Source organism: Allobosea sp. NPDC055353 (assembly GCF_053644975.1).
This window is the reverse complement of the sequence record NZ_JBSHMC010000001.1, coordinates 1,624,573-1,649,044: the sequence shown is the minus strand read 5'-3', so window position 1 is coordinate 1,649,044 and position 24,472 is coordinate 1,624,573. Positions and strand designations below refer to the sequence as shown.

General features: G+C 67.1%; 25 protein-coding genes. 7 read left to right on the top strand and 18 right to left on the bottom strand.

The features are described 5' to 3' along the window. Positions 1-63 precede the first annotated feature (63 nt). The gene (locus ACWIEX_RS07660; protein ID WP_454032490.1) at positions 64-621 is read right to left on the bottom strand and encodes a YceD family protein; all 558 of its coding nucleotides are present in this window, start codon (positions 619-621) and stop codon (positions 64-66) included. Beyond that, on the bottom strand, positions 611-1,156 hold the full coding sequence (locus tag ACWIEX_RS07655; protein ID WP_454032489.1) for a ubiquinol-cytochrome C chaperone family protein: 546 nt from the start codon (positions 1,154-1,156) through the stop codon (positions 611-613). The genes ACWIEX_RS07660 and ACWIEX_RS07655 overlap by 11 nt, the downstream gene beginning before the upstream one ends. A 137-nt stretch (positions 1,157-1,293) precedes the next feature. Between ACWIEX_RS07655 and ACWIEX_RS07650 the strand changes: the two genes are divergently transcribed. Then, positions 1,294-1,788: an outer membrane protein assembly factor BamE gene (locus ACWIEX_RS07650; protein ID WP_454032488.1), complete on the top strand. Its 495-nt coding sequence runs from the start codon at positions 1,294-1,296 to the stop codon at positions 1,786-1,788. An 85-nt stretch (positions 1,789-1,873) separates the two neighbouring features. Here ACWIEX_RS07650 and ACWIEX_RS07645 read toward each other — a convergent pair whose 3' ends face one another. The 12 genes from ACWIEX_RS07645 to ACWIEX_RS07590 all read right to left on the bottom strand — a co-directional run bounded on the left by ACWIEX_RS07645 (position 1,874) and on the right by ACWIEX_RS07590 (position 13,995). After that, entirely contained in the window at positions 1,874-2,800 is a 927-nt protein-coding gene (locus ACWIEX_RS07645; RefSeq protein ID WP_454032487.1) for a DMT family transporter, read from the bottom strand. Positions 2,801-3,150: 350 nt separating this feature from the next. Next, positions 3,151-5,307: a sodium-translocating pyrophosphatase gene (locus tag ACWIEX_RS07640; protein ID WP_454032486.1), complete on the bottom strand. Its 2,157-nt coding sequence runs from the start codon at positions 5,305-5,307 to the stop codon at positions 3,151-3,153. Between the two features lie 210 nt (positions 5,308-5,517). Continuing rightward, positions 5,518-6,318, bottom strand: a complete 801-nt coding sequence (gene allE, locus ACWIEX_RS07635) for a (S)-ureidoglycine aminohydrolase (RefSeq protein WP_454032485.1) — start codon at positions 6,316-6,318, stop codon at positions 5,518-5,520. A 32-nt stretch (positions 6,319-6,350) separates the two neighbouring features. Continuing rightward, complete coding sequence (locus ACWIEX_RS07630) at positions 6,351-7,553, bottom strand: MFS transporter (protein ID WP_454032484.1); 1,203 nt, start codon at positions 7,551-7,553, stop codon at positions 6,351-6,353. 36 nt (positions 7,554-7,589) lie between these two features. Continuing rightward, positions 7,590-8,585, bottom strand: coding sequence for a thiamine-phosphate kinase (gene thiL, locus ACWIEX_RS07625; protein WP_454032483.1), 996 nt, complete (start codon positions 8,583-8,585; stop codon positions 7,590-7,592). A gap of 154 nt (positions 8,586-8,739) precedes the next feature. Further along, entirely contained in the window at positions 8,740-9,204 is a 465-nt protein-coding gene (gene nusB / locus ACWIEX_RS07620; RefSeq protein WP_454032482.1) for a transcription antitermination factor NusB, read from the bottom strand. Continuing rightward, positions 9,201-9,710, bottom strand: coding sequence for a 6,7-dimethyl-8-ribityllumazine synthase (gene ribH, locus ACWIEX_RS07615; protein WP_454032481.1), 510 nt, complete (start codon positions 9,708-9,710; stop codon positions 9,201-9,203). Before ribH ends, nusB begins: the two co-directional genes overlap by 4 nt. A gap of 34 nt (positions 9,711-9,744) precedes the next feature. After that, the gene (locus ACWIEX_RS07610) at positions 9,745-10,392 is read right to left on the bottom strand and encodes a riboflavin synthase (RefSeq protein WP_454032480.1); all 648 of its coding nucleotides are present in this window, start codon (positions 10,390-10,392) and stop codon (positions 9,745-9,747) included. Next, positions 10,392-11,489 carry a bifunctional diaminohydroxyphosphoribosylaminopyrimidine deaminase/5-amino-6-(5-phosphoribosylamino)uracil reductase RibD gene (gene ribD, locus ACWIEX_RS07605; protein WP_454032479.1) on the bottom strand — a complete coding sequence of 366 codons (1,098 nt, stop codon included), beginning with the start codon at positions 11,487-11,489 and terminating at the stop codon, positions 10,392-10,394. The genes ACWIEX_RS07610 and ribD overlap by 1 nt, the downstream gene beginning before the upstream one ends. 85 nt (positions 11,490-11,574) lie before the next feature. Beyond that, complete coding sequence (gene nrdR, locus ACWIEX_RS07600) at positions 11,575-12,069, bottom strand: transcriptional regulator NrdR (protein ID WP_061964039.1); 495 nt, start codon at positions 12,067-12,069, stop codon at positions 11,575-11,577. A gap of 41 nt (positions 12,070-12,110) precedes the next feature. Continuing rightward, positions 12,111-13,409: a serine hydroxymethyltransferase gene (gene glyA, locus ACWIEX_RS07595; protein WP_454032478.1), complete on the bottom strand. Its 1,299-nt coding sequence runs from the start codon at positions 13,407-13,409 to the stop codon at positions 12,111-12,113. Between the two features lie 121 nt (positions 13,410-13,530). Next, positions 13,531-13,995: a helix-turn-helix domain-containing protein gene (locus tag ACWIEX_RS07590; protein ID WP_454032477.1), complete on the bottom strand. Its 465-nt coding sequence runs from the start codon at positions 13,993-13,995 to the stop codon at positions 13,531-13,533. 68 nt (positions 13,996-14,063) lie between these two features. Here ACWIEX_RS07590 and ACWIEX_RS07585 point away from each other — a divergent pair, with 68 nt between their 5' ends. Continuing rightward, entirely contained in the window at positions 14,064-15,275 is a 1,212-nt protein-coding gene (locus ACWIEX_RS07585) for an MFS transporter (protein ID WP_454032476.1), read from the top strand. A gap of 166 nt (positions 15,276-15,441) precedes the next feature. After that, complete coding sequence (locus ACWIEX_RS07580; protein WP_454032475.1) at positions 15,442-15,795, top strand: hypothetical protein; 354 nt, start codon at positions 15,442-15,444, stop codon at positions 15,793-15,795. 81 nt (positions 15,796-15,876) lie between these two features. Here the strand turns inward: ACWIEX_RS07580 and ACWIEX_RS07575 are convergent, their stop codons facing one another. The 4 genes from ACWIEX_RS07575 to ACWIEX_RS07560 form a co-directional block, all read right to left on the bottom strand. Further along, on the bottom strand, positions 15,877-17,121 hold the full coding sequence (locus tag ACWIEX_RS07575; protein ID WP_454032474.1) for a L,D-transpeptidase family protein: 1,245 nt from the start codon (positions 17,119-17,121) through the stop codon (positions 15,877-15,879). A 305-nt stretch (positions 17,122-17,426) separates the two neighbouring features. After that, positions 17,427-17,939, bottom strand: coding sequence for a transcriptional regulator LdtR (gene ldtR / locus ACWIEX_RS07570; RefSeq protein WP_454032473.1), 513 nt, complete (start codon positions 17,937-17,939; stop codon positions 17,427-17,429). 354 nt (positions 17,940-18,293) lie between these two features. Next, positions 18,294-18,734 (bottom strand): DUF6163 family protein, encoded by a 441-nt coding sequence (locus ACWIEX_RS07565; RefSeq protein WP_454032472.1) that lies wholly within the window; start codon positions 18,732-18,734, stop codon positions 18,294-18,296. Positions 18,735-18,736: 2 nt separating this feature from the next. Next, the gene (locus tag ACWIEX_RS07560) at positions 18,737-19,792 is read right to left on the bottom strand and encodes an enoyl-CoA hydratase/isomerase family protein (RefSeq protein WP_454032471.1); all 1,056 of its coding nucleotides are present in this window, start codon (positions 19,790-19,792) and stop codon (positions 18,737-18,739) included. A 224-nt stretch (positions 19,793-20,016) separates the two neighbouring features. On the opposite strand from ACWIEX_RS07560, the gene hemB reads away from it, so the two are divergent. The 4 genes from hemB to ACWIEX_RS07540 all read left to right on the top strand — a co-directional run bounded on the left by hemB (position 20,017) and on the right by ACWIEX_RS07540 (position 24,409). Beyond that, positions 20,017-21,066 carry a porphobilinogen synthase gene (hemB, locus tag ACWIEX_RS07555; protein ID WP_454032470.1) on the top strand — a complete coding sequence of 350 codons (1,050 nt, stop codon included), beginning with the start codon at positions 20,017-20,019 and terminating at the stop codon, positions 21,064-21,066. Positions 21,067-21,220: 154 nt separating this feature from the next. Further along, entirely contained in the window at positions 21,221-22,591 is a 1,371-nt protein-coding gene (locus ACWIEX_RS07550) for a branched-chain amino acid ABC transporter permease (RefSeq protein WP_454032469.1), read from the top strand. Between the two features lie 41 nt (positions 22,592-22,632). Next, entirely contained in the window at positions 22,633-23,877 is a 1,245-nt protein-coding gene (locus tag ACWIEX_RS07545; RefSeq protein WP_454032468.1) for a threonine ammonia-lyase, read from the top strand. Positions 23,878-23,935: 58 nt separating this feature from the next. Beyond that, on the top strand, positions 23,936-24,409 hold the full coding sequence (locus tag ACWIEX_RS07540) for an RDD family protein (RefSeq protein ID WP_454032467.1): 474 nt from the start codon (positions 23,936-23,938) through the stop codon (positions 24,407-24,409). Positions 24,410-24,472 lie beyond the last annotated feature (63 nt).

Below are 24,472 nucleotides of genomic sequence, written 5' to 3'. Positions count from 1 at the left end.
GTGCCGGCCGGACAATAGCGGTTTGGGCCAGCGCCGCAAGCCGCGCAAGGGCCGCGAAGCGCTTCAGTCACCGCGTTTCAACTTTGCCAGCGCGGCGAAAGGCGATTCCGGGGCGGCGTCGCCCGCGGACGAGTCGAAGCTGGCACCGGGCTTGCGCGGATAGGGATCGAGCGCCAGCGCGAGGAACTCCAGCGTGACCCCGCCGAGATCGATCACGCCGTCGATGATGGGCTCGGGCGGATCGTCCTCGTTCAGCAGCACCTCGATATCGATCTCGGTACCGTCGCGCTCGTTGCGCCGGGCGAAGGCCGCAGTCTCCTCCTCCGAAGTGAAATCGAGCTTGACGGGTATGTCGAGCTGAACCGGGAACGGCTCGAGCGTCACGACGCAGGCCTGGTGGAGCCGAGCCGCGATGCGCCCTTCGAGCTTCACGCGCTCGCCATTGCGCGACAGGACATGGCGCGCCTCCAGCAATTCGATGGACACGAGGCCGAGCTGCGCCGCGATGGCCGGCAGCTCAGCGGCCTGCGCCCGTACCACGACCTCGGTGCCGCGGGTGCGGATCGCCTCGATCCGGATCGGATGGCTGAGCGGCAAGGCCGGAGCACGATCAGGCGTCATGAGCGACCTCCCGGGCCGAGAAGGCGGGAAAGAGATTGTCCCGGTTCATGATGCCGTCCAGATCGGCGGTGGCGAGTGCCTCCTGCGCGGCACGGGTATAGGCGGCCAGCGCAGGCGCCGCTTCCGGTGCGCAGGCGTTGCGCCCCAGCGCTTCGGCCAGTGCCTCCAGACCGGGAGCGGCCAGCGCGGCCTCATAGGCCTGCACCCGGCCGTAGAACATCTGGCCGATCTTCTTCATCTTCTTGGGCACGGCGACATCGCTGATGCCGCCATTACGGAAACCGAGCTCGAGATAGGCGAAGCAGGCATCGATGAATTCCTGCGCCAGATCGGCGGCCGGAGGCGGCAATTCGCGCAAACGGCGCAGCACCAGCAGGACATGCAGGGTCAGCGATTCGAAACGGCCTTCGAAGCTGTCGGGAATACCGCCATCGATATAAAGCGCAGGCAGGCGCGAAGCCTCCGCGACCCGCCCGAACAGCGTGTCCACAGGAGAGCGCCGATTGGCACGCTTGCCGAACAACCCGAAAATCACCTGTTTACTCCCGCCCGCTGCTGCCGGGGCGCACTTGCCTTGCCAAAGCCATTCTCGGGCGTTACGCCAACCCTTACCCTTTTGACAAGCGGCTTGGGATCGTCCCGGGCCGTGCTCGCCTTTCGGATCGTGCCCGCATGACCCAGATCACCCGCCGCACGGCTCTGCTCGGAGCCCTCGCGACCACCTCCCTCATGCTTGCAGGCTGCGGCCCCGATGCAGGCGGCTTCGTGCTGCCGACCTCGGCGGGCATCAACGAGGAGTTCAAGCGCGGCTTCGTGATGGACGATGCGCTGATCGCGCAGGTCAAGCCGGGAATGGACGTGCAGGCCGTGCTGACCACGCTCGGCACCCCGTCGACGACCTCGACGATCGGCAACCGAACCTTCTACTATATCAGCCAGACGATGCGCCGCCGGTTCCAGTTCCAGGACCCGCAGACCATCGACCAGCAGGTGCTGGTGATCTATTTCAACAAGAGCTTCAAGGTCGAGCGCATCGCGCATTACGGCCTGCAGGACGGCATCATCTTCGACTTCATCAGCCGCACCACCCCGACGGGCGGCGAGGAGCAGAGCTTCCTGCGCAACCTGTTCAAGGGCGTCACCAAGTTCAATCCGCTCGGCGCGTAAGCGGGGCGCCTTCAGGTCACCGGACATCAAAAGCCCGCGGTGCGAACCGCGGGCTTTTTTGCGTCTTCACGGCCCCGGAGGGCGATCAGGCTGCCGACGAGCGATTGCGCAGCGGCAACGTCATCGCCAGCACGCCGGCGATCACGAGGACGAGCCCGGCCCAGGCGGTCGGCACCAGCGCCTCGCCGAGGAAGACCATGCCGATCAGCACGCCGGTGGGAACGCGCAGATAGGCGACCGACGTCGTCGCGACCGAGCCCAGCCGCGCGATCAACCTGAAATAGATCACGAAGGCCAGAGCGGTCGAGACCAGCGACAGCGCGACCAGCGCCTGGATCGATTGCATCGAGGGCGCCAGCGTCCAGGGCCGGTCCAGCACCAGGCTGAGCGGCAGCAGGACGAGCGCGCCGCAGAGGAGCGAACCCGCCGCCGGCATGATCGGATCGAGCCCCTTGAAGCTGCGCCCGAACAAGGCCGCACCGCCATAGCAGATGCTGGCCGCGACCAGGGCGAGCTGGGCCCAGAGCTGTTCGCCGAAGCCCGCCATCGCCTGCCTGCCAACGATCAGGATGGTACCGGCGAGACCGGCCGCTATCCCGGCCAGGCGCAGGCGCGGCAGGCGTTCCGCCGAAGCCGACAGGCATGAGAGCAGGACGACGAAGATCGGGCTGGTCGAGCTCAGGATCGTCGCCAGCCCGGCATCGACGCTGCGCTCGGCCCAGGCGATCAGGGTGAAAGGCACGACGCTGTTGAGGCAGGCCTGGACGACGAAGAGGCGCCATGTCGCGAGGTCGCGCGGCAGCTTGAGGCCGCGCCAGCGGATAACGGCGAGCAGGGCGAGGCTTGCGATCAGGGTCCGGGCAGCGATGAGCGTGAGTGGCGGGATCGTCTCCACGCCGAGCTTGATGAAGGTATAGGAGCCGCCCCACAGCACGGCCAGCACCAGCAGGAGCGAGAGCTCCACAGCGCGGTTGGGGGCAGCGGCGGGGCGGTCGAGCGTTTGCGTGGACATGGGTCCTCCTGAGGTTGGCGGGACCATGCCAGCGGGGCAGCACCCGCGCATGCGGGAACGCTACGGACCCGGCCGTAGCTTCGGAGCTTATTTCAAGAGGTTGTCGATTTGATTCAAGCGAGGGCGGCAAGCTGTTGTGAAAGCAAACATTTCCAAAGCCTCGCACCGTTGACCGCCGTCGTCATTGCGAGCGCAGCGAAGCAATCCAGGGGGACTGGGTCACAGCATTCAACCCAGTCCCCCTGGATTGCTTCGTCGCTTCGCTCCTCGCAATGACGGTCCCAAACGTTTCGAACAAAAAACCCGCGGCTCGCGCCGCGGGTTCGTGAGCGTCTCGGTGCTGTTTGCGATCAGGAATGCGCCAGGATCGCCAGGAGCAGCAAGGCAATGATGTTGGTGATCTTGATCGCCGGGTTCACGGCGGGGCCCGCCGTGTCCTTGTAGGGGTCGCCGACGGTGTCGCCGGTCACCGAGGCCTTGTGCGCTTCGGAGCCCTTGAGATGGCGCACGCCGTCCTTGTCGACGAAGCCGTCCTCGAAGCTCTTCTTGGCATTGTCCCAGGCGCCGCCGCCCGAGGTCATCGAGATCGCGACGAAGATGCCGGTGACGATCACGCCCATCAGCATGGCGCCGACGGCCGCGAAGGCGTTGTTCTTGCCGGCGATCCCGTAGATCACGAAATAGGTCACGATCGGCGCCAGCACCGGCAGGAGCGAGGGCACCACCATTTCCTTGATCGCGGCGCGGGTCAGCATGTCGACGGCGCGGCCGTAATCGGGCCGGTCCGTGCCTTCCATGATGCCGGGCTTCTCCTTGAACTGCCGGCGCACTTCCTCGACGACGGAGCCCGCCGCACGTCCGACCGCCGTCATGCCCATGCCGGCGAAGAGGAAGGGGATCAGGCCGCCGAGCAGCAGGCCGACGACGACATAGGGGTTCGACAGGGTGAAATCGACCGTGACGCCCTTGAAATACTGGAAGGTCGTCGATCCCGCCTTGTTGGCCTCACCGATGAAGAAGTTCAGGTCCGAGGTATAGGCCGCGAAGAGCACCAATGCGCCGAGGCCGGCCGAGCCGATGGCATAGCCCTTGGTGATCGCCTTGGTGGTGTTGCCGACCGCGTCGAGCGCGTCGGTGGAGTGGCGGACCTCCTTGGGCAGGCCCGCCATCTCGGCGATGCCGCCGGCATTGTCCGTCACCGGGCCGAAGGCATCGAGCGCCACGACGACACCAGCCAGCGCCAGCATGGCCGTCGTCGCGATGGCGATGCCGAACAGGCCGGCGAAGCTGTAGGACACGATGATGCCGGCGATGATGACGATCGTCGGCAGCGCGGTCGATTCCAGGGAGACCGCGAGGCCCTGGATGACGTTGGTGCCGTGGCCGGTCACCGAGGCCTGGGCGATCGAGACGACCGGGCGCTTGCCAGTGCCGGTGTAGTATTCGGTGATGACGACGATGAGCAGCGTCACCGCGAGGCCGACCAGCGCGCAGGCGAAGAGGCTGCCCGAGGTGAAGGTGACGTTCTGCGTCGTGGTGAAGGAGGCCGAGAAGCCGCCGAACATGGCGTAGTTCACCGCCGCGATCGCACCGACCGACAGCACGCCGGCGGCGATGAAGCCCTTATAGAGCGCCCCCATGATCGACTGGTTGGCGCCGAGCTTCACGAAGAAGGTGCCGATGATCGAGGTGACGATGCAGGCCGCGCCGATCGCCATCGGGTAGAGCATCATCGTGCCGAGCACCGGCTGGCCGGCGAAGAAGATCGCGGCAAGCACCATGGTCGCGACCAGCGTCACCGCATAGGTCTCGAACAGGTCGGCCGCCATGCCGGCGCAGTCGCCGACATTGTCGCCGACATTGTCGGCGATGGTCGCGGGATTGCGCGGATCGTCTTCGGGGATGCCGGCCTCGACCTTGCCGACGAGGTCGGCGCCGACATCCGCACCCTTGGTGAAGATACCGCCGCCGAGACGGGCGAAGATCGAGATCAGCGAGGCGCCGAAGCCCAGCGCCACCAGCGAATCGATCACCGTGCGGCTGGAGGGCTCGAAGCCGAGATAGGAGGTCAGGACACCGTAGTAGACGGCGACGCCGAGCAGCGCGAGGCCGGCGACGAGCATGCCGGTCACGGCGCCCGCCTTGAAGGCGACGTCGAGACCCTCACCGAGCGACTGCATCGCGGCCTGGGCCGTGCGGACATTGGCGCGCACCGAGACGTTCATACCGATGAAGCCGGCGACGCCCGAGAGCACCGCGCCGATCAGGAAGCCGATCGCCACCCATTTGCCGAGCAGCCAGGCGAGCGCGATGAAGAGCACGACGCCGACCATGGAAATCGTGAGATACTGGCGCTTGAGATAGGCCTGCGCGCCTTCGGCGACCGCACCGGAAATCTCCTGCATGCGCTGGTTGCCGGCATCGCGCTTCATCACATCGCCATAGGCCCAGACGCCGTAGGCTATGGAAAGCGCACTCAATATGATGATGAGAAGCAGAGCTGACATTCGATTTCCTGACCTAGAGCTTCCGAGCCGTCGGGAGCGCTGTCGCTCCTCTTTGCAGCATTGGACGTCAGGCAGCGAAAAAGCGGGCCCTCAAGACTCAGGGCCCGCTCCGCGTCGCCAGTGTCAGGCGAATTTGTGGCAAGTTTCGACGAGGAGCGCAAACGCCCCGGCTTACAAATTTCGTCGAATGTCAGGCAGATCGGCGAAAGCTCAGAGAGCGAGGTCGCGATTGACGTTCTTGTAGAGCAGATAGCAGGCGTCGCCGTAGCCCGTCGGATAGAATTGCTGCGGGCAAAAACCGCCCATCCAGATGAAATCCCGCTCCCAGATCTCGTGCCAATCGGCGCCGAGCAGGTAGAGCCCCTGCCCTTCCAGCATGTAGAGGCCGTGCTCCATCACATGCGTCTCGACCGCCGGGAAGCAGACGCCCGGCTTGAACCACATCAGGTTCATTTCGAAATCGAAGCGCATGTCGCCATAGGGCAGCAGGAACTGGAAGCCGCGCCCTTCCATGCCGGTGTGATTCGCCATCGGCACGGCGTCCTGATGCGAGACGATCGGCTCCGGCACGGCGAGCCCCGGCGCCGGCTCGTAGCGCTTGCGCAGGGCGAGCACGCGGATGGCCTCCGCCGTCTCGTTGCGCAGGGTGAAGGCGGTCGCCGGCGGCAGATAGGCGAAGCCGCCCGCCGTCAGCGTCTGGGCCGCGCCGCCTGCGACGGCGATCCGGGCTTCGCCGGAGAGGACGTAGAAGAAGTGCTGGATGCCGTCTTCGCTGAAGGTGGCCGGCGTGCCGCCGCCAGGCGCGATCTCGAGGACATACTGCGCGAAGGCCGCGCCCATGACCGGCCCGGTGAGGACGCGCACGATCGTGTCGCGGTATTGCGGCAGCCGGCTGACCAGCACACCCTCGGGCGGCATGAAGGCGTAGTTGGATTTGATGACACCGCGATTATGCCCGATGGCACCGGGCGGAACCTGGCCGGTCGCAGGCGGGAAGGCGCGGTTGTTCATCAGTTTGCTCCGATCGAGGATAGCGGTCTGGCTCAGGCCGTGGCAGGCCGCTGGAAGCGCTGCCATGCCACCAGCAGGAGAGCAACCATCACCGGCGGGAAGACCAGCCAGTTCACGGCGTTCCAGCCGCCATGGCTGAGCAGGCCGCCCGACGAGAAGGAGGCGATGGCGACCGAGCCGAAGACGAGGAAATCGTTGGCCGCCTGGACCTTCACCCGCTCCTCCGGCCGGTAGCAATCCGTCACCAGGGCGGTGGCGCCGATGAAGCCGAAATTCCAGCCGACGCCGAGCAGGATCAGCGCCAGCCAGAAATGGCCGACGCTCAGGCCGGTGAGGCCGACGACGGCGGCGAGTGCCGTCAGGCCGAGGCCGAACGCGGTCACCGTGCCCTTGCCGAAGCGGGCGATCAGGCGGCCGGTGAAAAAGCTCGGCCCGAACATCGCCAGCACATGCCACTGGATGCCGAGCGTGGCGTCTCCGACCGAATGGCCGCAGGCAACCATCGCCATCGGCGCCGCCGTCATCACGAAGCTCATCAACCCGTAGGCGACGAGCGAGGCCGTGACCGAGGCGATGAATTTCGGCTGGCGCATGATCTCACCAAGCGGGCGCCCGCCGCCGGAACGGACTGCGGCCACCGGCGGCGCACGCAGGCGCGAGACGATCAGGATCGCGACCAGCGCGAGCATTCCCTGGGCGATGAAGCTGGCGGCGAAAGGTGCAGCCGGCGTCAGGTCGCGCGTCCAGTAGACTGATTGCGGGCCGATGACGCCCGCGGCAAGGCCGCCGATCATGACCCAGGAGATCGCGCGGGGCCTGAAATGATCGGTCGCGGTATCGGCCGCCGCGAAGCGGTAGCTCTGGACGAAGGAGCCGTAGAGCCCGCAAACGAAGGTGCCGAGGCAGAACAGCCAGAACAGGCGCAGCGAGACACCGCCCGCCGCAATGCTCGCACCCGCCGCGCCGACGAGCGCTCCGATCAGGTAGCCGCTGCGCCGGCCCAACCGGCGCATGATCATCGCGGCCGGGATGACGCCCGCAGCGATACCGAGCTGGAGCAGGCTGACCGGCACGGTCGCGAAAGCCTGGTCCGCGACGAGCTGCGCCCCGACGATGCCGCCGAGCGAGACGATGATGGCCGGATTGGCGCCGCCGAGCGCCTGGGCACCGGCGAGGACCAGCGCATTGCGCTTTGCGAGCCCGTCGCCATCGAGAGCCGGAACATGCTGATTCATCACAACGCGCCTCGCGGTCGCCGTGATGCGCCGCCGTCAGAAATGAGAGAAGGAGCCTTGCGCGAAGCTTCGCGCCCCGCCCTTCCCGCGATACGTCACCACGCCGGCCTCGCCCGAGATCCGCCCGATCGGCGTCAGCAGAAGCATTGATCCCTCTGCCGCCGCAACCAGAGCAGGATATTCCCTTTCCGAGGCCGTGCAGAGAATTTCGTAGTCGTCTCCGCCGGTCCAGGCCAGTTCCGTCAATGCGGGAGCGGCCATGAGCGCGGCGCGGGCCGGAGCCGAGAGCGGGATCGCGTCGAGATCGATCTCGGCGCCGACGCCGGAGGCTTTCACGAGCTTGGCGAGATCGCCGACGAGGCCGTCGGAAACGTCCATGGCCGCCGAGGCATGACGCTGCAATGCATCGGCCAGCGCATAGCGCGGCTGCGGATGCAGGTAGCGATCGGCGAGGAAGGCGCGATCCTCGGCGCTGAGCGCGGCAACCCAGTCCGGCTTGTCGGGGCCGTGAACCTTGAGGCCGAGCGCGCCGTCGCCGATGCTGCCGGAGACGAGCACGATATCGCCCGGCTTCGCGCCGGAGCGTTTCACCATCCGCCCGGCGGGAACCGTGCCGAAGGCGGTAATCGAGAGGGTGAGCGGCCCGCTGGTCGAAACAGTATCGCCGCCGATCAGCGGGCAGCCCGCCGCCTCGGCCATGCGAGCAAGCCCGACCGCGAAATCGGCGAGCCAGCCCTCGGTCCAGCCACGAGGCAGGGCGAGCGTCAGCACGAAGCCTTCGGGCTTGCCCCCCTTGGCGGCGAGATCGGAGAGATTGACGGCCAGCGCCTTCCAGCCGATCGCTTCGGGCGGATCGTCGGGGAAGAAATGGACGCCCGCGACGAGGGCGTCGGCTGTCACGACGACCTCGTAGCCGCGGCCTGGCCGCAGCAGGCCGGCATCGTCGAGGAGACCGAGCCCGCCCGGCCCGGCGATCGGCGCGAAATAGCGGGCGATCAGCTCGAATTCGCCGGGGCGCTGGTTATCGGCCATAAGTCAACGAAGCTCCGCAACTGTTCCAAGGTCATCCCGGACAAGCGGCGCAGCCGCGCCGATCCGGGATCCATGCCTGAACCTCTATCGGAAGCGCTCCGGCTTGGAATCCCGGGTCTCCCTTCGGTCGCCCGGGATGACGGCTGAGGAGAACCTAAGCCGCCGGGTCGAACTCGTCGGCGCGGAAGTCGCGGGCCATGCGGTCGAGCACGGCATTGACCATGCCGATCTCGTCGCCTTCGTAAAAGGCGCGCGCGACCGCGACATATTCGGAGATGACGGCACGCGCCGGCACATCCTTGCGGAAGGCGAGCTCATAGGCGCCGGCACGCAGGATCGCGCGGACCACGGCCTCGACCCGCTTCAGCGGCCAGTCCTTGGCCAACAATTCGTCGACGGTGCGGTCGACCAGGCGCTGCTCGCGCACGACGCCGCCGAGGATGTCGCGGAAGAAGGCGATCTCGGCTTGCGGCAATTCGATCTCCTCGACCTCCTTGCCGATCCAGAAATGCTCGAACTCGGCCATGGCCTCGACGACGCCGCGGCCGCCGATTTCCATCTCGTAGAGCGCCTGCACGACCGAGAGCCGCGCCCCGCGCCGCTTCTCGGCGCGGCTCATTGGGACGGCTCCGCCAGGGAGCGCTTGTAGCGCAGCACGGCGAGCGCCGCTTCGGCGGCCCCGCCGCCCTTGTTCATGTCTGAGCGGTTGGCGCGGGCCCAGGCCTGCGCCTCGTTCTCGACGGTGAGGATGCCGTTGCCGAGCGGCATCGCGAAGGCGACCGAGAGATCCATCAGCGCGCGCGAGCTTTCGCCTGCGACGATGTCATAATGGCCGGTCTCGCCGCGGATGACGGTGCCGAGCGCGACGACCGCCTCATAGGGATCGACTGACTCGTCGGCGGCACGCAGGCCGATGACGATCGCCGAGGGGATTTCAAGCGCGCCGGGGACGGTGACGACATCGACGCGGCAGCCAGCTTCTTCCAGTGCGGCGGTCGCACCGGCCAGCAGCTCATCGGCAAGCTTGTCGTAGAAACGTGCCTCGACGACGAGGACGCGGGCGCCGTCGATCTCGACGGCAGGAGTTGCGGCCTTGTCGGCCGAGGTCTGCCGGGGTCCGGCCATTTCTTGTGTCCTTCTTGGAATGTGATCGGGCTGGTTACCCTTGCGGGCGCGCCTCCGCAAGCCGCGCGGCATACCGTGCCATCAGATCGACCTCGACATGAACGGCGTCCCCCTCCTTCCGCTCCCCCCAGGTGGTGACCGCGAAGGAGTGCGGAATCAGCAGGACGGTGAAGACATCATCCTCGACCGTGTTGATGGTGAGCGAGGTGCCGTCGAGGCAGATCGAGCCCTTGGTCGCGATGAAGCGCTCCAGTCCCTGCGGGGCGCGGATGTGAAAGCGGGCAGTCGCTCCCCAGGGCTCGTCGGGATCGGGCTCGATTGCATCGATCTTCAGGATGCGGCCGGGGCCGTCGACATGACCGACGACGAGATGGCCGCCGAGTTCGTCGCCAACCTTGAGCGAGCGCTCGAGATTGACCCGCGTACCCGGCTCCCAGGTGCCGACGACCGTCTTGGCCAGCGTCTCGGCTGCGGCCTCGACCTGGAAGATGCAGCCGGGTTCGCCATCCGTGCGGGCGCGCAGCGCGGTCACGGTCAGGCAGACCCCGGCACAGGCGATCGAGGCACCGATGGCGATGCCTTCCGCCTCATAGGGACAGGAAATGGCGAGGCGCTTGAGGCTCGGCCCCTTGCGCTCAGCCTCCACGACCTCGCCGATGGCGGTGACGATGCCGGTGAACATCAGCCTCTCCTCGTGAAATGCTCGAAACGGTCCTGACCGATCTGACCGGCCTCGACAAGGGCGTATAGATCGGGGTCGGCCAACTGCGCGGCAAGCCCCGGACGTACGGCAACGACGCCGGGCTGCCCCAGCGTTTTCGGAGAGGTCGAGACGATGACCTCATCTGCCAGCCCTGCGAGTGCGAGCTTCTCGCCGATGCGCGGGCCGCCTTCCGAGAAGACGCGGTTGATGCCGCGTGTGCCGAGCAGCGTCAGGGCCTCCCGGAGATCGAGATGGCCGTCGGGGGCCATCGAGACCCGCATGACCTCGACGCCGGCTGCAACCAGCGCCTGCTCCGGTTCGATCGGCGCCGTCTCGGCCGCGATCACCCAGACGGGGACCTCATGGGCGGTGCGGGCGAGTTTCGAGGTCAGGGGCAGGCGCAGATGCGTGTCGAGGATGACGCGGATCGGCGAGCGATCCGCCATGCCGGGCAGGCGCACCGTGAGCTGCGGATCGTCCGCAAGGACCGAGCCGATGCCGAGCATGATCACGTCGTGATGCGCGCGCTGGAGATGGACCCAGCCGCCAGCAACCGGGCTCGACACGGCGAGCGGCACGCCCCCTGCCCCGCCGGCATAGCCATCGGCGGTGCGGGCGATCTTGAAAGTCACCATCGGGCGGCCCTGCGTGACGCGCGTGAGATAGCCGCGATGGGTGCGCCGCGCCTCGTCCTCCAGCACGCCGACCGTGACCTCGATGCCGGCTGTGCGCAGCAGCGCATGGCCGAGCCCGGCGATGAAGGGATTGGGATCGGACATCGCCGAAACCACGCGCTTCACGCCCGAGAGGATGGTGTGCTCGACGCAAGGGATGCCGCCACGCACGGAGCGATGCGAGCAGGGTTCCAGCGTGACATAGAGCGTGCCGCCCATCGAGGCCGCACCCGCCCGCGAGAAGGCATGCGCCTCGCCATGCGGCCGGCCGCCGGGCTGGGTATGGCCACGCGCGACGACCACGGGACCGTCGGGCGTGTCGCGGGTGACGATAGCGCCGACCGATGGATTGGTCGCCGTCGTGCCGAGACCCCGCGCGCCATAAGCGAGCGCCTGGCGCATGAAGGCGCGGTCAACCGCTTGTTTCTGTTCTGGCGCATTTTCCCGATGCGAAGCGGTGCCCGCTTCGCGCGAAAATGCTCTGGGATCAGTCATCGGCGCGCGGCGGCGGGGCGGAGATGCCCTCCTCGTCGATGGTGCCGAGCTGGCCGAGCAATTCCTCGAAATCCTTCGCCTCGCGGAAGTTCTTGTAGACCGAGGCGAAGCGGACATAGGCGACGTCGTCGAGGCCTTTCAGCCCCTCCATCACCAGTTCGCCGACGGTCGAGCTCTGGATCTCGGCCTCGCCCGAGCTTTCGAGCTGGCGCACGATGCCGTTGACCATGCGCTCGATCCGCTCCGGCGTGACCGGGCGCTTGCGCAGGGCATGCGCGATCGAGATTTCCAGCTTGTCGCGGTCGAACGGCGTCCGCCGGCCCGAACGCTTCACGACAGTGAGCTCGCGCAATTGCACGCGCTCGAAGGTGGTGAAGCGGCCGCCGCAATCGGGGCAGACCCGGCGGCGGCGGATCGAGGCGTGATCGTCGGTGGGACGGGAGTCCTTCACCTGCGTGTCGAGGGAGCTGCAATAGGGACAGCGCATTCCGATTCGCCAGCCTTTCTCAGAGCCCCTTCAACGATGCCTCAGTAGATCGGGAAGCGCGCGGTGAGCGCCTTGACCTTGGCGGTGACGGCCTGCTCGACGGCAGCATTGCCTTCCTCGCCATTCTGGCTCAGGCCGTCCAGCACCTCGGCGATCAGCTCGCCGACCTGCTTGAACTCGGCGATGCCGAAGCCGCGCGAGGTCGCCGCCGGGGTGCCCAGGCGGATGCCGGAGGTCGTCATCGGCTTCTCCGGGTCGAAGGGGATGCCGTTCTTGTTGCAGGTGATGTGGGCGCGGCCGAGCGCGGCTTCCGCCGCCTTGCCGGTCAGCTTCTTGGAGCGCAGATCGACCAGCATCAGGTGGTTGTCGGTGCCGCCGGTGACGAGGTCGAAGCCCTTCGACTTCAGCGTCTCGGCCAGCGCCTTGGCGTTGGCGACGACGGCATGAGCGTAGGTCTTGAACTCCGGCTGCAGCGCCTCGTGGAACGAGACCGCCTTGGCCGCGATGACATGCATCAGCGGGCCGCCCTGGATGCCCGGGAAGATCGCCGAATTGACCTTCTTCGCGATCGCCTCGTCATTGGTCAGGATCATGCCGCCGCGCGGGCCGCGCAGCGTCTTATGCGTCGTGGTGGTGACGACATGGGCGTGCGGGAACGGCGAGGGATGCGCGGCGCCGGCGACGAGCCCGGCGAAATGCGCGATGTCGACCATGAAATAGGCGCCGACCTTGTCGGCGATCTCGCGGAAGCGGGCGAAGTCCCAGTGGCGGGCATAGGCCGAGCCACCGGCGACGATGACCTTCGGCTTATGCTCGACGGCGAGGCGCTCCATCGCGTCATAGTCGATCATCTGGTCGACGACGCAGACGCCGTAGGAGACGACATTGAACCACTTGCCGGACTGATTGACCGGTGCGCCATGGGTCAGGTGCCCGCCAGCAGCGAGATCGAGGCCCATGAAGGTGTCGCCCGGCTGCATCAGGGCCATGAAGACGCCCTGGTTAGCCTGCGAGCCAGAGTTCGGCTGGACGTTGGCGTAAGTGCAGCCGAAGAGCCGGGTGGCGCGCTCGATGGCCAGCTTCTCCGCGATGTCGACGAACTGGCAACCGCCGTAATAGCGCCGGCCCGGATAACCCTCGGCATATTTGTTGGTCATCACCGAGCCCTGCGCCTCGAGCACGGCGCGGGAGACGATGTTCTCGGAGGCGATCAATTCGATCTCGTCGCGCTGGCGACCGAGCTCCAGGTCGATCGCGCGGGCGATCTCGGGGTCGGCGTCATGCAGCGAAGCGCCGAAGAAGGAGTTCGAGAGGTGCTTGTCCAGCGCGGCTTCGGTCATGTCCGGCTCCTGAAGTTCAACGGCCGGTCGACGCCCGGCTCCGTCGCGGCTCCCCTATCATGCGGCGGGAGGCTGTCCAAGCGATAGATCGCGCACGGGAAAAGCTGCATCGCCGCAGCGGTCAATTGTCCGGAGCACGCCGCTTCGACAGCATTTTCTTCTCCTTCTCCGGCCGGGACGGCGTGTAGACGAGCGGCCTGCGCGAAGCTGTCTTCAACAGCGCCCGAAAGGTCGGGCACTCCAGGTGAGTCGGCGCACGGCAATCCGCGACATGGCGCAGGGCATCGCGCAGCGTCCGCAGCCCGACCATCTGCCGCTGCAATTCGTCGGCCCGGGCCCGCAACTGCTCGCGCGGGATATCCGGCTTCCCGTCCGCGCCGAACATCGCGGCGATCTCCTCCAGCGAGAAGCCCGCGGTCTTGCCGAGCCCGATCAGCGACAGCCTGAGCAACACATCGGGATCGTATTGCCGGCGCAGGCCGCGGCGCGCCTCCGAGCGAATGAGCCCGACCTCCTCGTAATAGCGCAGGGTCGAGGCCGGCACGCCCGAGCGCTCCGCGACCTTTCCAATATCCAGCAACAGCATGCTTGACCTCAAGTCGACTTGAATTCGTAGGCTCTGCCGAACGCATGATTTCGGCAAGAGGAAAAATTATGGAAAGCATTGTCACAACACGAGAAAGTCCGACCTGGGCGGACCCGCGCGCCATCGCCCTGCTGATGGCCGCATCGCTCACCACCATGGCGAACGCGACGATCAGCCCCGCGCTTCCAGGCATCGAGCGCCTGTTCGCCGACGACCCCAACGCGGCGCTGCTGACGCGGCTCCTGGTACCGGCGCCTTCGCTCAGCGTCGCATTGTTTGCGCCGCTCGCGGGTTTCGCTGCCGACCGGATCGGCCGGCGTGCGATGCTTCTCGTCGGCGTCGTGCTGTTCGTGATCGCGGGCAGCGCCGGACTCGTCCTGCCCGACCTGCCGTCGATCTTTGCGAGCCGCCTCGTGCTCGGCGTCGCCGTCGCGCTGATCATGACGGCGCAGACCGCGCTGATCGGCGATTATTTCACCGGCGACGACCGCAACGCGCTGACCGGCCTGCAGATCTCGGCACGGAATTTCGGCGGGCTGGTCTTCATTTCGCTGGCGGGCTGGGCCGCGACGCTGTCGCCGCGCCTGCCCTTCGCGATCTACGGGCTGGCCGCAATCTTCCTGCCGCTGATGTGGCTGGCCATCGTCGAGCCGCCGCGCAGCGCTGCCGCTACGGGCGCCATCCCAGCAAGCGACCATGGCGGACATCCGTCCTGGCGCAGCCTGCTCGCTGGGCTCGTCCTGCTGCAGGGCCTGACAAACATGATCTTCTTCCTGATGCCGACGCAGATCTCGTTCTTCCTGGAGACCCGGGGCTTCGAGAGCGCGGTGATGACCGGGACGGTCCTCGGCCTGCTGATGATCTCCGGCGGCTGCACCGCCCTGCTCTACCGGCACGCCCGGCGGGCGGGCGGTGCGGCGGGCGTTTTCGCGATCGGCTACGCCGCGATGGCGCTGGGCTTCCTGCTCCTGTCGCGCACGGCATCGATGCCGGGTCTGTTTGCGGCGGCGCTCCTGATCGGGGCCGGCTACGCGCTGGTTTCGCCGAGCTTCGTCGCCATGGCGCTCGATCTCGCGCCCCGGCGTTCACGGGGCATGGCGGGGGGCATCCTGACCGCATCGATCTTCATCGGTCAGTTCTGCTCGCCTCTGGTCAGCACGCCGCTGATCGCCGCCCATGGGTATGGCGAACTGTTCCGCGGGACGGCCTGGCTTCTGACGATCATGGCGCTTGCAGCCGTGCTGGCGAGGTTCGGGGCGATCGTCCGCTCGAAGCGTTGATCGTCCGCCTCGCAAAGTGAGGAGCGGTCGGCCGGCTCCCCTCCTGCCCCCATCGCATGGGCCGGAACCGGACGCCGTCGCAAAGACATCGGGCCGCCATCATGGTTAACGATTTATGGCTTGCAGCTTGCTGCGCATGACCTAGCGCAACACTGGATGCCTCTCGATGACACAGAACGCCCCAAAACAGAACGCGAGCCGTGTTCCAGCTTCGACTCTGCCGATCTCCAAGCAGGTCAGGAAGGCATTTCTCGGCAGTGCGAGCGTCTTCGTCCTGTCGATGCCACTGATCAGCCAGGATGCCGCAGCCGAAGGATGGCAGGTGACCACGCAATACTACCCGGGCGGCTCGACCAGCGTCCATCGCTGGTTCGACGGCGACGGCGATGGCAGCATCACGCGCCTCGGCAACCCCGCGCCCCGAAACAACTGCCCCGTCCCGGCCTTCGAGGTCATGAATCCAGAGCCTGGAGAAGCGCGCTGCGTCGGTTACGTCATGCCGTCCTGGCTGACGCGCTGAAGCTTGCGGAGCGGCTCCATTCCATGAAAAAGCCCGCCGGAAACCGGCGGGCTTTTCAAAACGCGCGCGAAGCGGGACGCCTCAGATGTCCTGATCGCCCTGCAGCGCCGCGACGGGTGCCGGGCCGAGGCCATCCTTGTTGTAGATGTCGTCGCGGAACTGCACGCCGCCATCGGGCGTGGCCCAGGCGGTGATATAAACCCAGTAGCACGCCACCGGATCGGCGATGCGGGCGTTGACGCGCTGGCCGGACTGGATCGTCTCGTCGATCTTGGCGCGATCCCAGCCGGGCGTGTTTTTCAACAGCCAGGCGACGTAGTCGCGCACGTTCTGGACACGCATGCAGCCCGAGGAGACGAAGCGATAGTCGTCGCCGAAGATGCCCTTCGACGGCGTGTCATGCATGTAGACGCCGTGCGGGCTCGGAATGTTGATGCGCACGAAGCCGAGCGAGTTGAACTCGCCGCCCGGGTCCTGCCGGAAGGTGTAGCGCGTCGCCTCGTCGGAATTCCAGTTCACGCTGGCCGGCGAAATCTCGCTGCCGCTGGACGAAATGATGCGGATCTTGTTCTCGGTGAGATAGCCCGGCTCCTTGCGCATCTTCGGGATCAGATCCTTGCGGATGATCGAGGCGGGAACCGTCCAGGTCGGATTGAAATTGACTTCGGGGATCCGGGTCTGGAGCAAGGGCGACTGACGGTCGATCTTGCCGACGCCGGCCGCATGGCGCGTCGCGACATGGCCGTTCTCGACGGTCTCGACCATCGCGGCCGGGATATTGGCGACGACATAGCGGCCGCCGAGATTGCCGGACCAGCTACGCAGCCGGACGACATTGGTCTCGAGCTGGCGGATGCGGCGGTCGATCGGCACGTTGAGGGCAGCGACGGTCGCACGGTTGATCGCGCCGGTGGTCGACAAGCCGACGCGCGCCTGGAAGCCGCGCACGCCCGCCTCAACATAGGAATCATAGATATTGCTGTCGCCGGCCGCGACATCGAGATCGCCGGTGATGATCAGGCGGCGGCGCAACGTCACGACGCCCGGCCCCTTGGCGCCCACGCCCATGCGATCGGGCAACTGGACCTGCGGCCAGCCGCCGCGCGCGGCGAGGTCACGATAGGCCACGATCGCCTGCTCGGTCGCCTGTAGGGCCTCGGCCGACAGCATCGGCGTCGAGGATCGCGCCACGGCATTGCGCGCACCGGCATCGTAGCTCTGGCGCCACTCGGCCTGCTGGGCGAGCGCCGGTGCAGCGGCAGCCGTGGCGGCACCGGAAAGCAGGGCCAGCACCGTTTCGCGGCGGGTCAGGCTCAATTGCGACATCTCTTCCCTCTTCAAGGCTTCACGCTTGCAACGCAGGCCACAAGAAAACGCCGCCTGATGGGGCGACGCTGGCGACGCAATGGTGCGACGGGCGACCTCTCGGCGATCGACGGTGTCCTAGCACAGTTAACGAGGCGTGATGACAGAGGCGATTTTAGGGCATGGCAACGTTTTGCCGCATGCATGGCAGCAAAACCACAGTCGAGGCCCGGCATCGACCGAAACGCGCCGGCGCGACCGGGACATCGTCCCAGCCGCGCTACGGCAGGCGAATCTGATGCGGCCGCAGGAAAGTCGCTGATATCTCAGAGCTTGTAGCGGATCTGGTCGGTCCAGAAGCGCTCCAGGCGCAGCAGGGCATTGTTCATGCGCTCGAAATCGTCGGCCGCGATGCCGCCGATCTGCTCGACCGTGCGGACATGCTTGTCGTACACGCCCTTCACGATATCGTGCACGCTCGCGCCCTTCTCGGTCAGGCTGATGCGGACCGAGCGGCGGTCGATGCGCGACCGGGCATGATGGAGATAGCCGAGCTCGACCAGCTTCTTGACGTTGTAGGAGACGTTCGAGCCGAGATAGTAGCCGCGGGTCCGCAGCTCGCTGGCCGAGAGCTCGGCATCGCCGATATTGTAGAGCAGCAGCGCCTGCACGCTGTTGACGTCGTCACGGCCGCGGCGCTCGAACTCATCCTTGATGACATCGAGCAGGCGGCGATGCAGCCGCTCCACCAGCGTGAGGGACTCAAGATAAAGAGGCTTCACGTTGAGATCGGCATCACCAGTCTTGGCAACATCCGAAGTCTTGACGCTCGCTTTCATGGTATATCCCGCCTGTTGTGTGTCGGCCAGGATTTGTCTCCCGGTCCGCTTCTGAAACACACCATAAGCTGGACCGGATGAAAACGAGTTTAAATATCAGGATGAATCAGGGATTTACCCCTTTGGGTGAATCGTAAGTGAAGCCAGAAACGCTTAAGCTAAAGCGATTCTTACCATGACTCGGCGCAATCGAGGGGTCGAGCGGGCGCGGGACGCCTTCTCCTGAGCGTCGCCAACGCGGCCAATCCGCGCTGTCATCCCGTGCGCGGTGCAGCGCGCAGCGATGCGCCGCAGACACGGGACCGCGCGACGAGAGGGCCGCCTTTTCCGGGTGTCATCCCGCACGCGCGCTCGCTATTCCGCCTCGTTCTCGGCCGCCCAGGTCGCCAGGAAATAGACGGCGATCAGCCCGATATAGAGGCCGACGAGCCAGGCCGTCATCGGCACGAAGCGCGGGAAGAGGAAGCCCAGCAGCATCTGGCTGATCGCGGCCAGCAGCCAGAGCACGCCGCCCCAGGTCGAGGTCAGCCACAGGCCGACGGCGGCGACGAGGTCGATCACCGCGAAATAGACGATGATCGCCTGATAGCTCAGCAGGCGGTTCTCGAAGGGCGGTTGCGGGTTTCCGGGCAGGCCGAAGATCACGGCCCAGGCCGTCAGTCCCTTGGCGAGCCAGAAGGCCGAGAGCAGGCGCAGGAACCAGACGAGGACAAGCCGCCACCGGCTTGCCTGCTTGCCCTCGACCTCGCCCGTCCGGGCGCCGCGCAGGGCCTCGCCGTCTCCGCCCAAGCTCAAGCTCAACCCTCCAGATTGAGTTCGTCAGCGCCAAGCGGCGCGAAATAGGCAGCGATAGCGGCCGGGTCGACCGCATCGAGCGTCGATGGCTGCCAGCGTGGCGCCTGATCCTTGTCGATCACCACGGCGCGCACGCCCTCGTAGAAATCATGGCCGCGAGCGATGCGCCAGACGATGCGGTATTCGGTGCGCATGGCCTCGGCGAAATCGAGGCCGCCGCCGCGGCGCATCTGTTCGAAGGCGATGGCGACGCTTGTCGGCGATTTGACCGCGATGGTCTGCAGCAGCTTGCCGGCAAAGCCACTTCCGTTTTCGGCAGCCTGGCGCAGGCGCTGGATCACCTCCGGCAAGGTCGCTGCCGCGAAGACCTCGGCCATCATCGCCCGCTCGTCATGCAAGGGGCCGGGCCCGCGCTGCAATGTGAAGCCGGCGAGGATGTCGTCGACCGCGCCCGGCCGGGTCAGCGCATCCGCGAGTTCCGCCATCCGCTCGCTGGGCACGCCATGGGTCGCCAGCCCGGCCGAAATCGCATCGGCCGCGCCGACGCGCTCGCCGGTCAGGGCGAGGAAGCTGCCGAAGCCGCCGTCGAGACGCGGCAGGGCATAGGTCGCGCCGACATCCGGGAAGAAGCCGATGCCGACCTCCGGCATGGCGAAGAGATAGCGGTCGCCGGCGATGCGGTGGCTGCCATGCAAGGATATGCCGACGCCGCCGCCCATGACGATGCCGTCGATCAGCGCGACATAGGGCTTGGGATAGGTCTTGATGCGGTGGTTGAGGATGTATTCCTCGCCCCAGAAGGCGAGCATCTCGTCATGGCGCCCGGCCTTGCCGCAATCATGCAGCCAACGGATGTCGCCGCCGGCGGAAAAAGCCTTCTCGCTCGTGCTGACGACGACGACACGCGTGACCTGTGGATCATTCTCCCAGGCATCGAGGGCGCGGGCGAGCTCGCGGACCATGCCGAGGCTCAGCGCGTTCAGCGCCTTCGGCCGGTTGAGCACGACGACGCCGGCGGCGCCGCGAATCTCGCAGATGATCTCGCGATCCTGAATCATGGTCCGATCCCGCTTCGATGGGCTGCGGTTCTGGAAGGCGGGGCAAGGCTTGTCAACGCGACGGATCGGCGGGCGGCAGGCGGCCATGACTGGGGCGATGCCGGCAAAGTTGCGACCATGCGCCCTGTTTTGGAATCGTTCCGATGTGTTATGGAAAGCCTCGGCCGGTTTCGCCCGCATGACGAAAGCCGTGCCGGTACCGTTCATCGCTTGAGGCAATTGCCATGGAATCCCGGGTCGTGCGGCCTTTCCCCACTCCCCTGTCCCGTCAGGACGAGGCGCCCTCGCTCGGCCTGACGCGCCGCATGCGGCGCAACCGCAAGGCGGACTGGTCGCGCCGGCTGGTGCGGGAATCGGCGCTGACGACCGACGACCTGATCTGGCCGATCTTCCTGATGGATTCATCCGAAGCCCGCTCGCCGGTCGAGTGGATGCCCGGCGTCGACAGGCTCAATATCGATGAGGCCGTGCGCCAGGCGGCGGAAGCGGCCGCGCTCGGCATCCCCGCGATCGCGCCGTTCCCCTTCGTCGACAAGGCCCTGCGCGACCCCACGGGCTCGGAGGCACTCAATACCGGCAACCTGATGTGCCGCGCCGTGCGCGCGATCAAGCGCGAGGTGCCGGGGATCGGCATCATCTGCGACGCCGCGCTCGACCCTTACACCTCGCATGGCCATGACGGCGTGATGGAGGGCGAGCGCGTCCTCAACGACGCGAGCGTGCAGATCCTGGTCGGGCAGGCGCTCGCTCTGGCCGATGCCGGCGCCGACGTGATCGCGCCCTCCGACATGATGGACGGGCGCATCGGTGCGATCCGCGCCGCGCTCGACGGGGACGGCCATGAGGACGTGCAGATCATGGCCTATGCGGCGAAATACGCCTCGGCCTTCTACGGCCCGTTCCGCGACGCGATCGGCACCAATGCGACGCTGGTCGGCGACAAGCGGACCTACCAGATGGACCCGGCCAATTCGGACGAGGCGATCGCGGAAGTGATGCTCGACCTCGAAGAGGGCGCCGACATGGTCATGATCAAGCCCGGCCTGCCCTATCTCGACGTGGTGGCGCGGGTGAAGGATCATTTCCGCGTGCCGACCTTCGCCTATCAGGTCTCCGGCGAGTACGCGATGATCATGGCCGCCGCCAACAATGGCTGGCTCGACGGCGACAAGGCGATGCTGGAGAGCCTGCTCGCGTTCAAGCGCGCCGGCGCCGACGGCGTGCTGACCTATTTCGCGCCGCGGGTGGCGAAGAAGCTGAAGGCCGGCGTGTAGCGGTATCGCATAAGGGTGTCATCCCGCATCTGCGCAGCGGCACGTAGTGCCGCTGCGCAGATGCGGGACCGCGCTCCGGAAAGGCGCCTTCTCGTCATGCGGTCCCGTGTCTGCGGAGCACCGCTTCGCGCTGCACCGCGCACGGGATGACACCGTGCCCCGGCAAGCGCTACCGTCGCCCGACATGCGCCCGCTCCTCCTGTCGATTCTGGCCGTCGTCACGCTCGCCCTCGCGGGCTGCGGCAGCGATTTCGACACCGACCAGATGCGGCTCTGCCGGCAGGCGATCCCGCCGCTCAATCCGCCGAACGCCCGCATCGAGATCGAACGGACCACCAACGGTCCCGTGCCGCGGGCGCTGCGGCTGTTCTACCGGGTCGAGCTCGGCGACGGCCTTTCGCGCCACCGGAGCATCGACTGCCTCTTCGCCGGCGAGGGCAGCGGGCCGAGCCGCGGTGCGCTTGTCGGCATCGCCTCCGACGGACGGCCGATGGCCGATGCGAGCTTCTATCTGCTGCGACGCTTCTACCTGGAGGATCGGGCCTCGCCGCCGCCGGACCCGGCCGAACCCGCTGCCGAGACGCTGCCGGCGATCCCGGCTGGCCTCGCCTATGGCCTGCAGCAGGGCCTGAGCGCCCTGCCCTCGGCCGCGATCTACGGCATGCTCGCGGCGGCCTATGCCCTCGTCTACGGCCTGACCGGGCGGATCATCCTGAGCTTCGGCGAATTCGCTGCGCTCGGCGCGCTCGCCTCGGTCGTCGGGGTCGCGCTGCTGCTCTCGCTTGCGATCTCGACGCCACTCTCCGGCCTCGCCGTTGCCTTCACTGTGGCGATCGCCGTCTGCGCCCTGCATGGCTTCGCCATGGGCCGCTTCGTGCTGCGCCATCTCGAACGCGCCACCGGCCAGCAGATGCTGATCGCCACGATCGGCCTCGCCATTGCGATGTCCGAATATCTCCGGCTGGCGCAGGGGCCTGAACTGCGCTGGCTGCCGCCGGTGTTCAACACGCCGATCGCGCTGGCGCATGCCGGCGATTTCGTGGTCACGCTGAATCCGCTCGCGCTGGCACTCGCCGCCATCGGCCTTGGTGCCACGCTCGGCGTCGTCCTGCTGATCCGGCGGACGGCCTATGGCCGCGCCTGGCGGGCGGTGTCGGACGATGCAGAAACCGCCGCGCTGTTCGGCGTCGATGCCCGCGCCGTCCATGACGTCGCCGTCATCATCGCCTGCGCCTGCTGCGGCATCGCCGGCGTCATCGTCACCGCGATCTATGGCGGCATGGGCTTCGCCGGCGGCTTCTCGCTCGGTCTGAAAGCGCTCGTCGCGGCGATCCTCGGCGGCATCGGCTCGGTCAGCGGGGCGGCGCTCGGCGGGCTCTGCATCGCCGTTTTCGAAACCGTCTGGTCAGCAACCTTGCCGATCGAGCAGCGCGACCTCGCCGTCTACTGCCTGCTTGCCATCGTGCTGATCTGGCGCCCCGGCGGCTTTTTCGGCGATGGCGAATTGACGCCGCGGCGGGTGTGAGGCCCTCTCCTTCGCCTGCCAACCGGATTCGAGACCCGAGCATGAGCGAGAGCTTCGCGATCACCCCCGAGGATATCGACGCAGCCGCCAGCCGAATCGCCGGGCATGTCCTGCGCACGCCGCTGGTGCCGGCGCCGCGCCTGTCGGAGTTGACCGGCGCGACCGTGCTGGTGAAGCACGAGAACATGCAGGCGACCGCCTCCTTCAAGGAGCGCGGCGCGGTCAACAAGCTGCTCTCGCTGAGCGAGGCCGAGCGGGCGCGCGGCGTCATCGCGATGTCGGCTGGCAACCATGCCCAGGCCGTCGCCTATCACGCCAGGCGCTTCGGCACGCCTGCGACGATCGTGATGCCGGAGACGACGCCGCTGGTGAAGGTCGAGAACACCCGCGCCCATGGTGCGCGCGTCGTGCTGCATGGCGAGACGCTCTACGAATGCGCCGACAAGGCCCATGAGCTCGCAGGCAGCGAGCAGCTCACCTTCGTCCACCCTTATGACGACGCGGCAGTGATGGCCGGGCAAGGCACGATCGCGCGCGAGATGCTGGCCGACGAGCCCGGTCTCGACGTGCTGGTCATCCCGCTCGGCGGCGGCGGGCTGATGGCCGGCAACGCGATCGCCGCCAAGGCGATCAAGCCGGGCATCGAACTGATCGGCGTCGAGGCCGCGCTCTACCCGTCGTTCTTCAACGCCGTGCAGGCGCAGGACAAGCCGATCGGCGGGCCGACGCTGGCCGAAGGCATCGCGGTCAAGACCGTCGGCCAGCTCGCCCTGCCGGTGATATCGAGCCTCGTCAGCGATATCGTCCTCGTCGGCGAGGACCTGATCGAGCGCGCCGTCAACGCCTATGCGAGCCTTCAGCACAGCCTGGCCGAAGGGGCAGGCGCGACGGGCCTTGCCGCGATGCTGAAGGAGCCGGAGCGCTATGCCGGCCGCACGGTCGGGCTCGTGCTCACCGGCGGCAATATCGACACGCGCCTGCTCGCCGCGATCATGGTGCGCGAGCTGGAGCGCGAGGACCGCATCGTCGCCTTTCGCCTGACCACCAGCGACCGGCCGGGCCTGCTCGGCAGGATCGCGAGCCTGCTCGGCGAGGAAGGCGCCAATATCCTCGAGGTCAGCCATGGCCGGCTCTTCCTCGACGTGCCCGCCAAGGGCGTCTCGCTCGACGTGACCGTCGAGACGCGCGGGGCAGCGCATTCGCGCGCGATCGAGGATGCGCTCGCCAAAAACGGCTATGCGCCGCGGCGGATTCTCCCACGCGGTCTTGCGGAACCGGCCCGCTGATCAAACATTATCTCCCGGGCGCCAGTTTCCCGCGCGCCGATGGAGGATCGAAGTCCCGATGAGCGACACCCGTTATGGCCAGCCGCCGATCACGGCGCTGGAGCCGCGTCCCTACCAGAACGTCAGCGGCGTTCTCGGCTCGCGACTGTTCGCCTGGCTCGTCGACATCGTCGTGCTGTTCTTCCTGGGCTGGCTGGTCGTGTTCCTGCTGGCTCTGCTCGGCGTCGTCACCTTCGGCGCGACCTGGCTGCTGATTCCGATCGCCACGGTCGCGACCGCGCTCGGCTATGCCGCGCTGACGATCGGCGGGCGCAAGCAGTCGACCTGGGGCATGCGCATCGCGGGCTTGCGGGTCGAGACCGCTTCCGGCGCGCGCCCCGACGGGCTCGCCGCTGCCGTGCATGCGCTGCTGTTCTATGTCGCGGCCGGCACCTTCCTGCTCTGGCTCGTCGACGTCGCCTGCGGCTTCGCCCGCGCGGACCGGCGCATGGGCCACGACCTGCTGACCGGACTGGTCGTCGTGCGCACCTGACCGGTTGAGCCAGATCAAAAAGGCGAGAACCGTTTCCCGATCGGCCGCGCCGCGCTTGTTGCC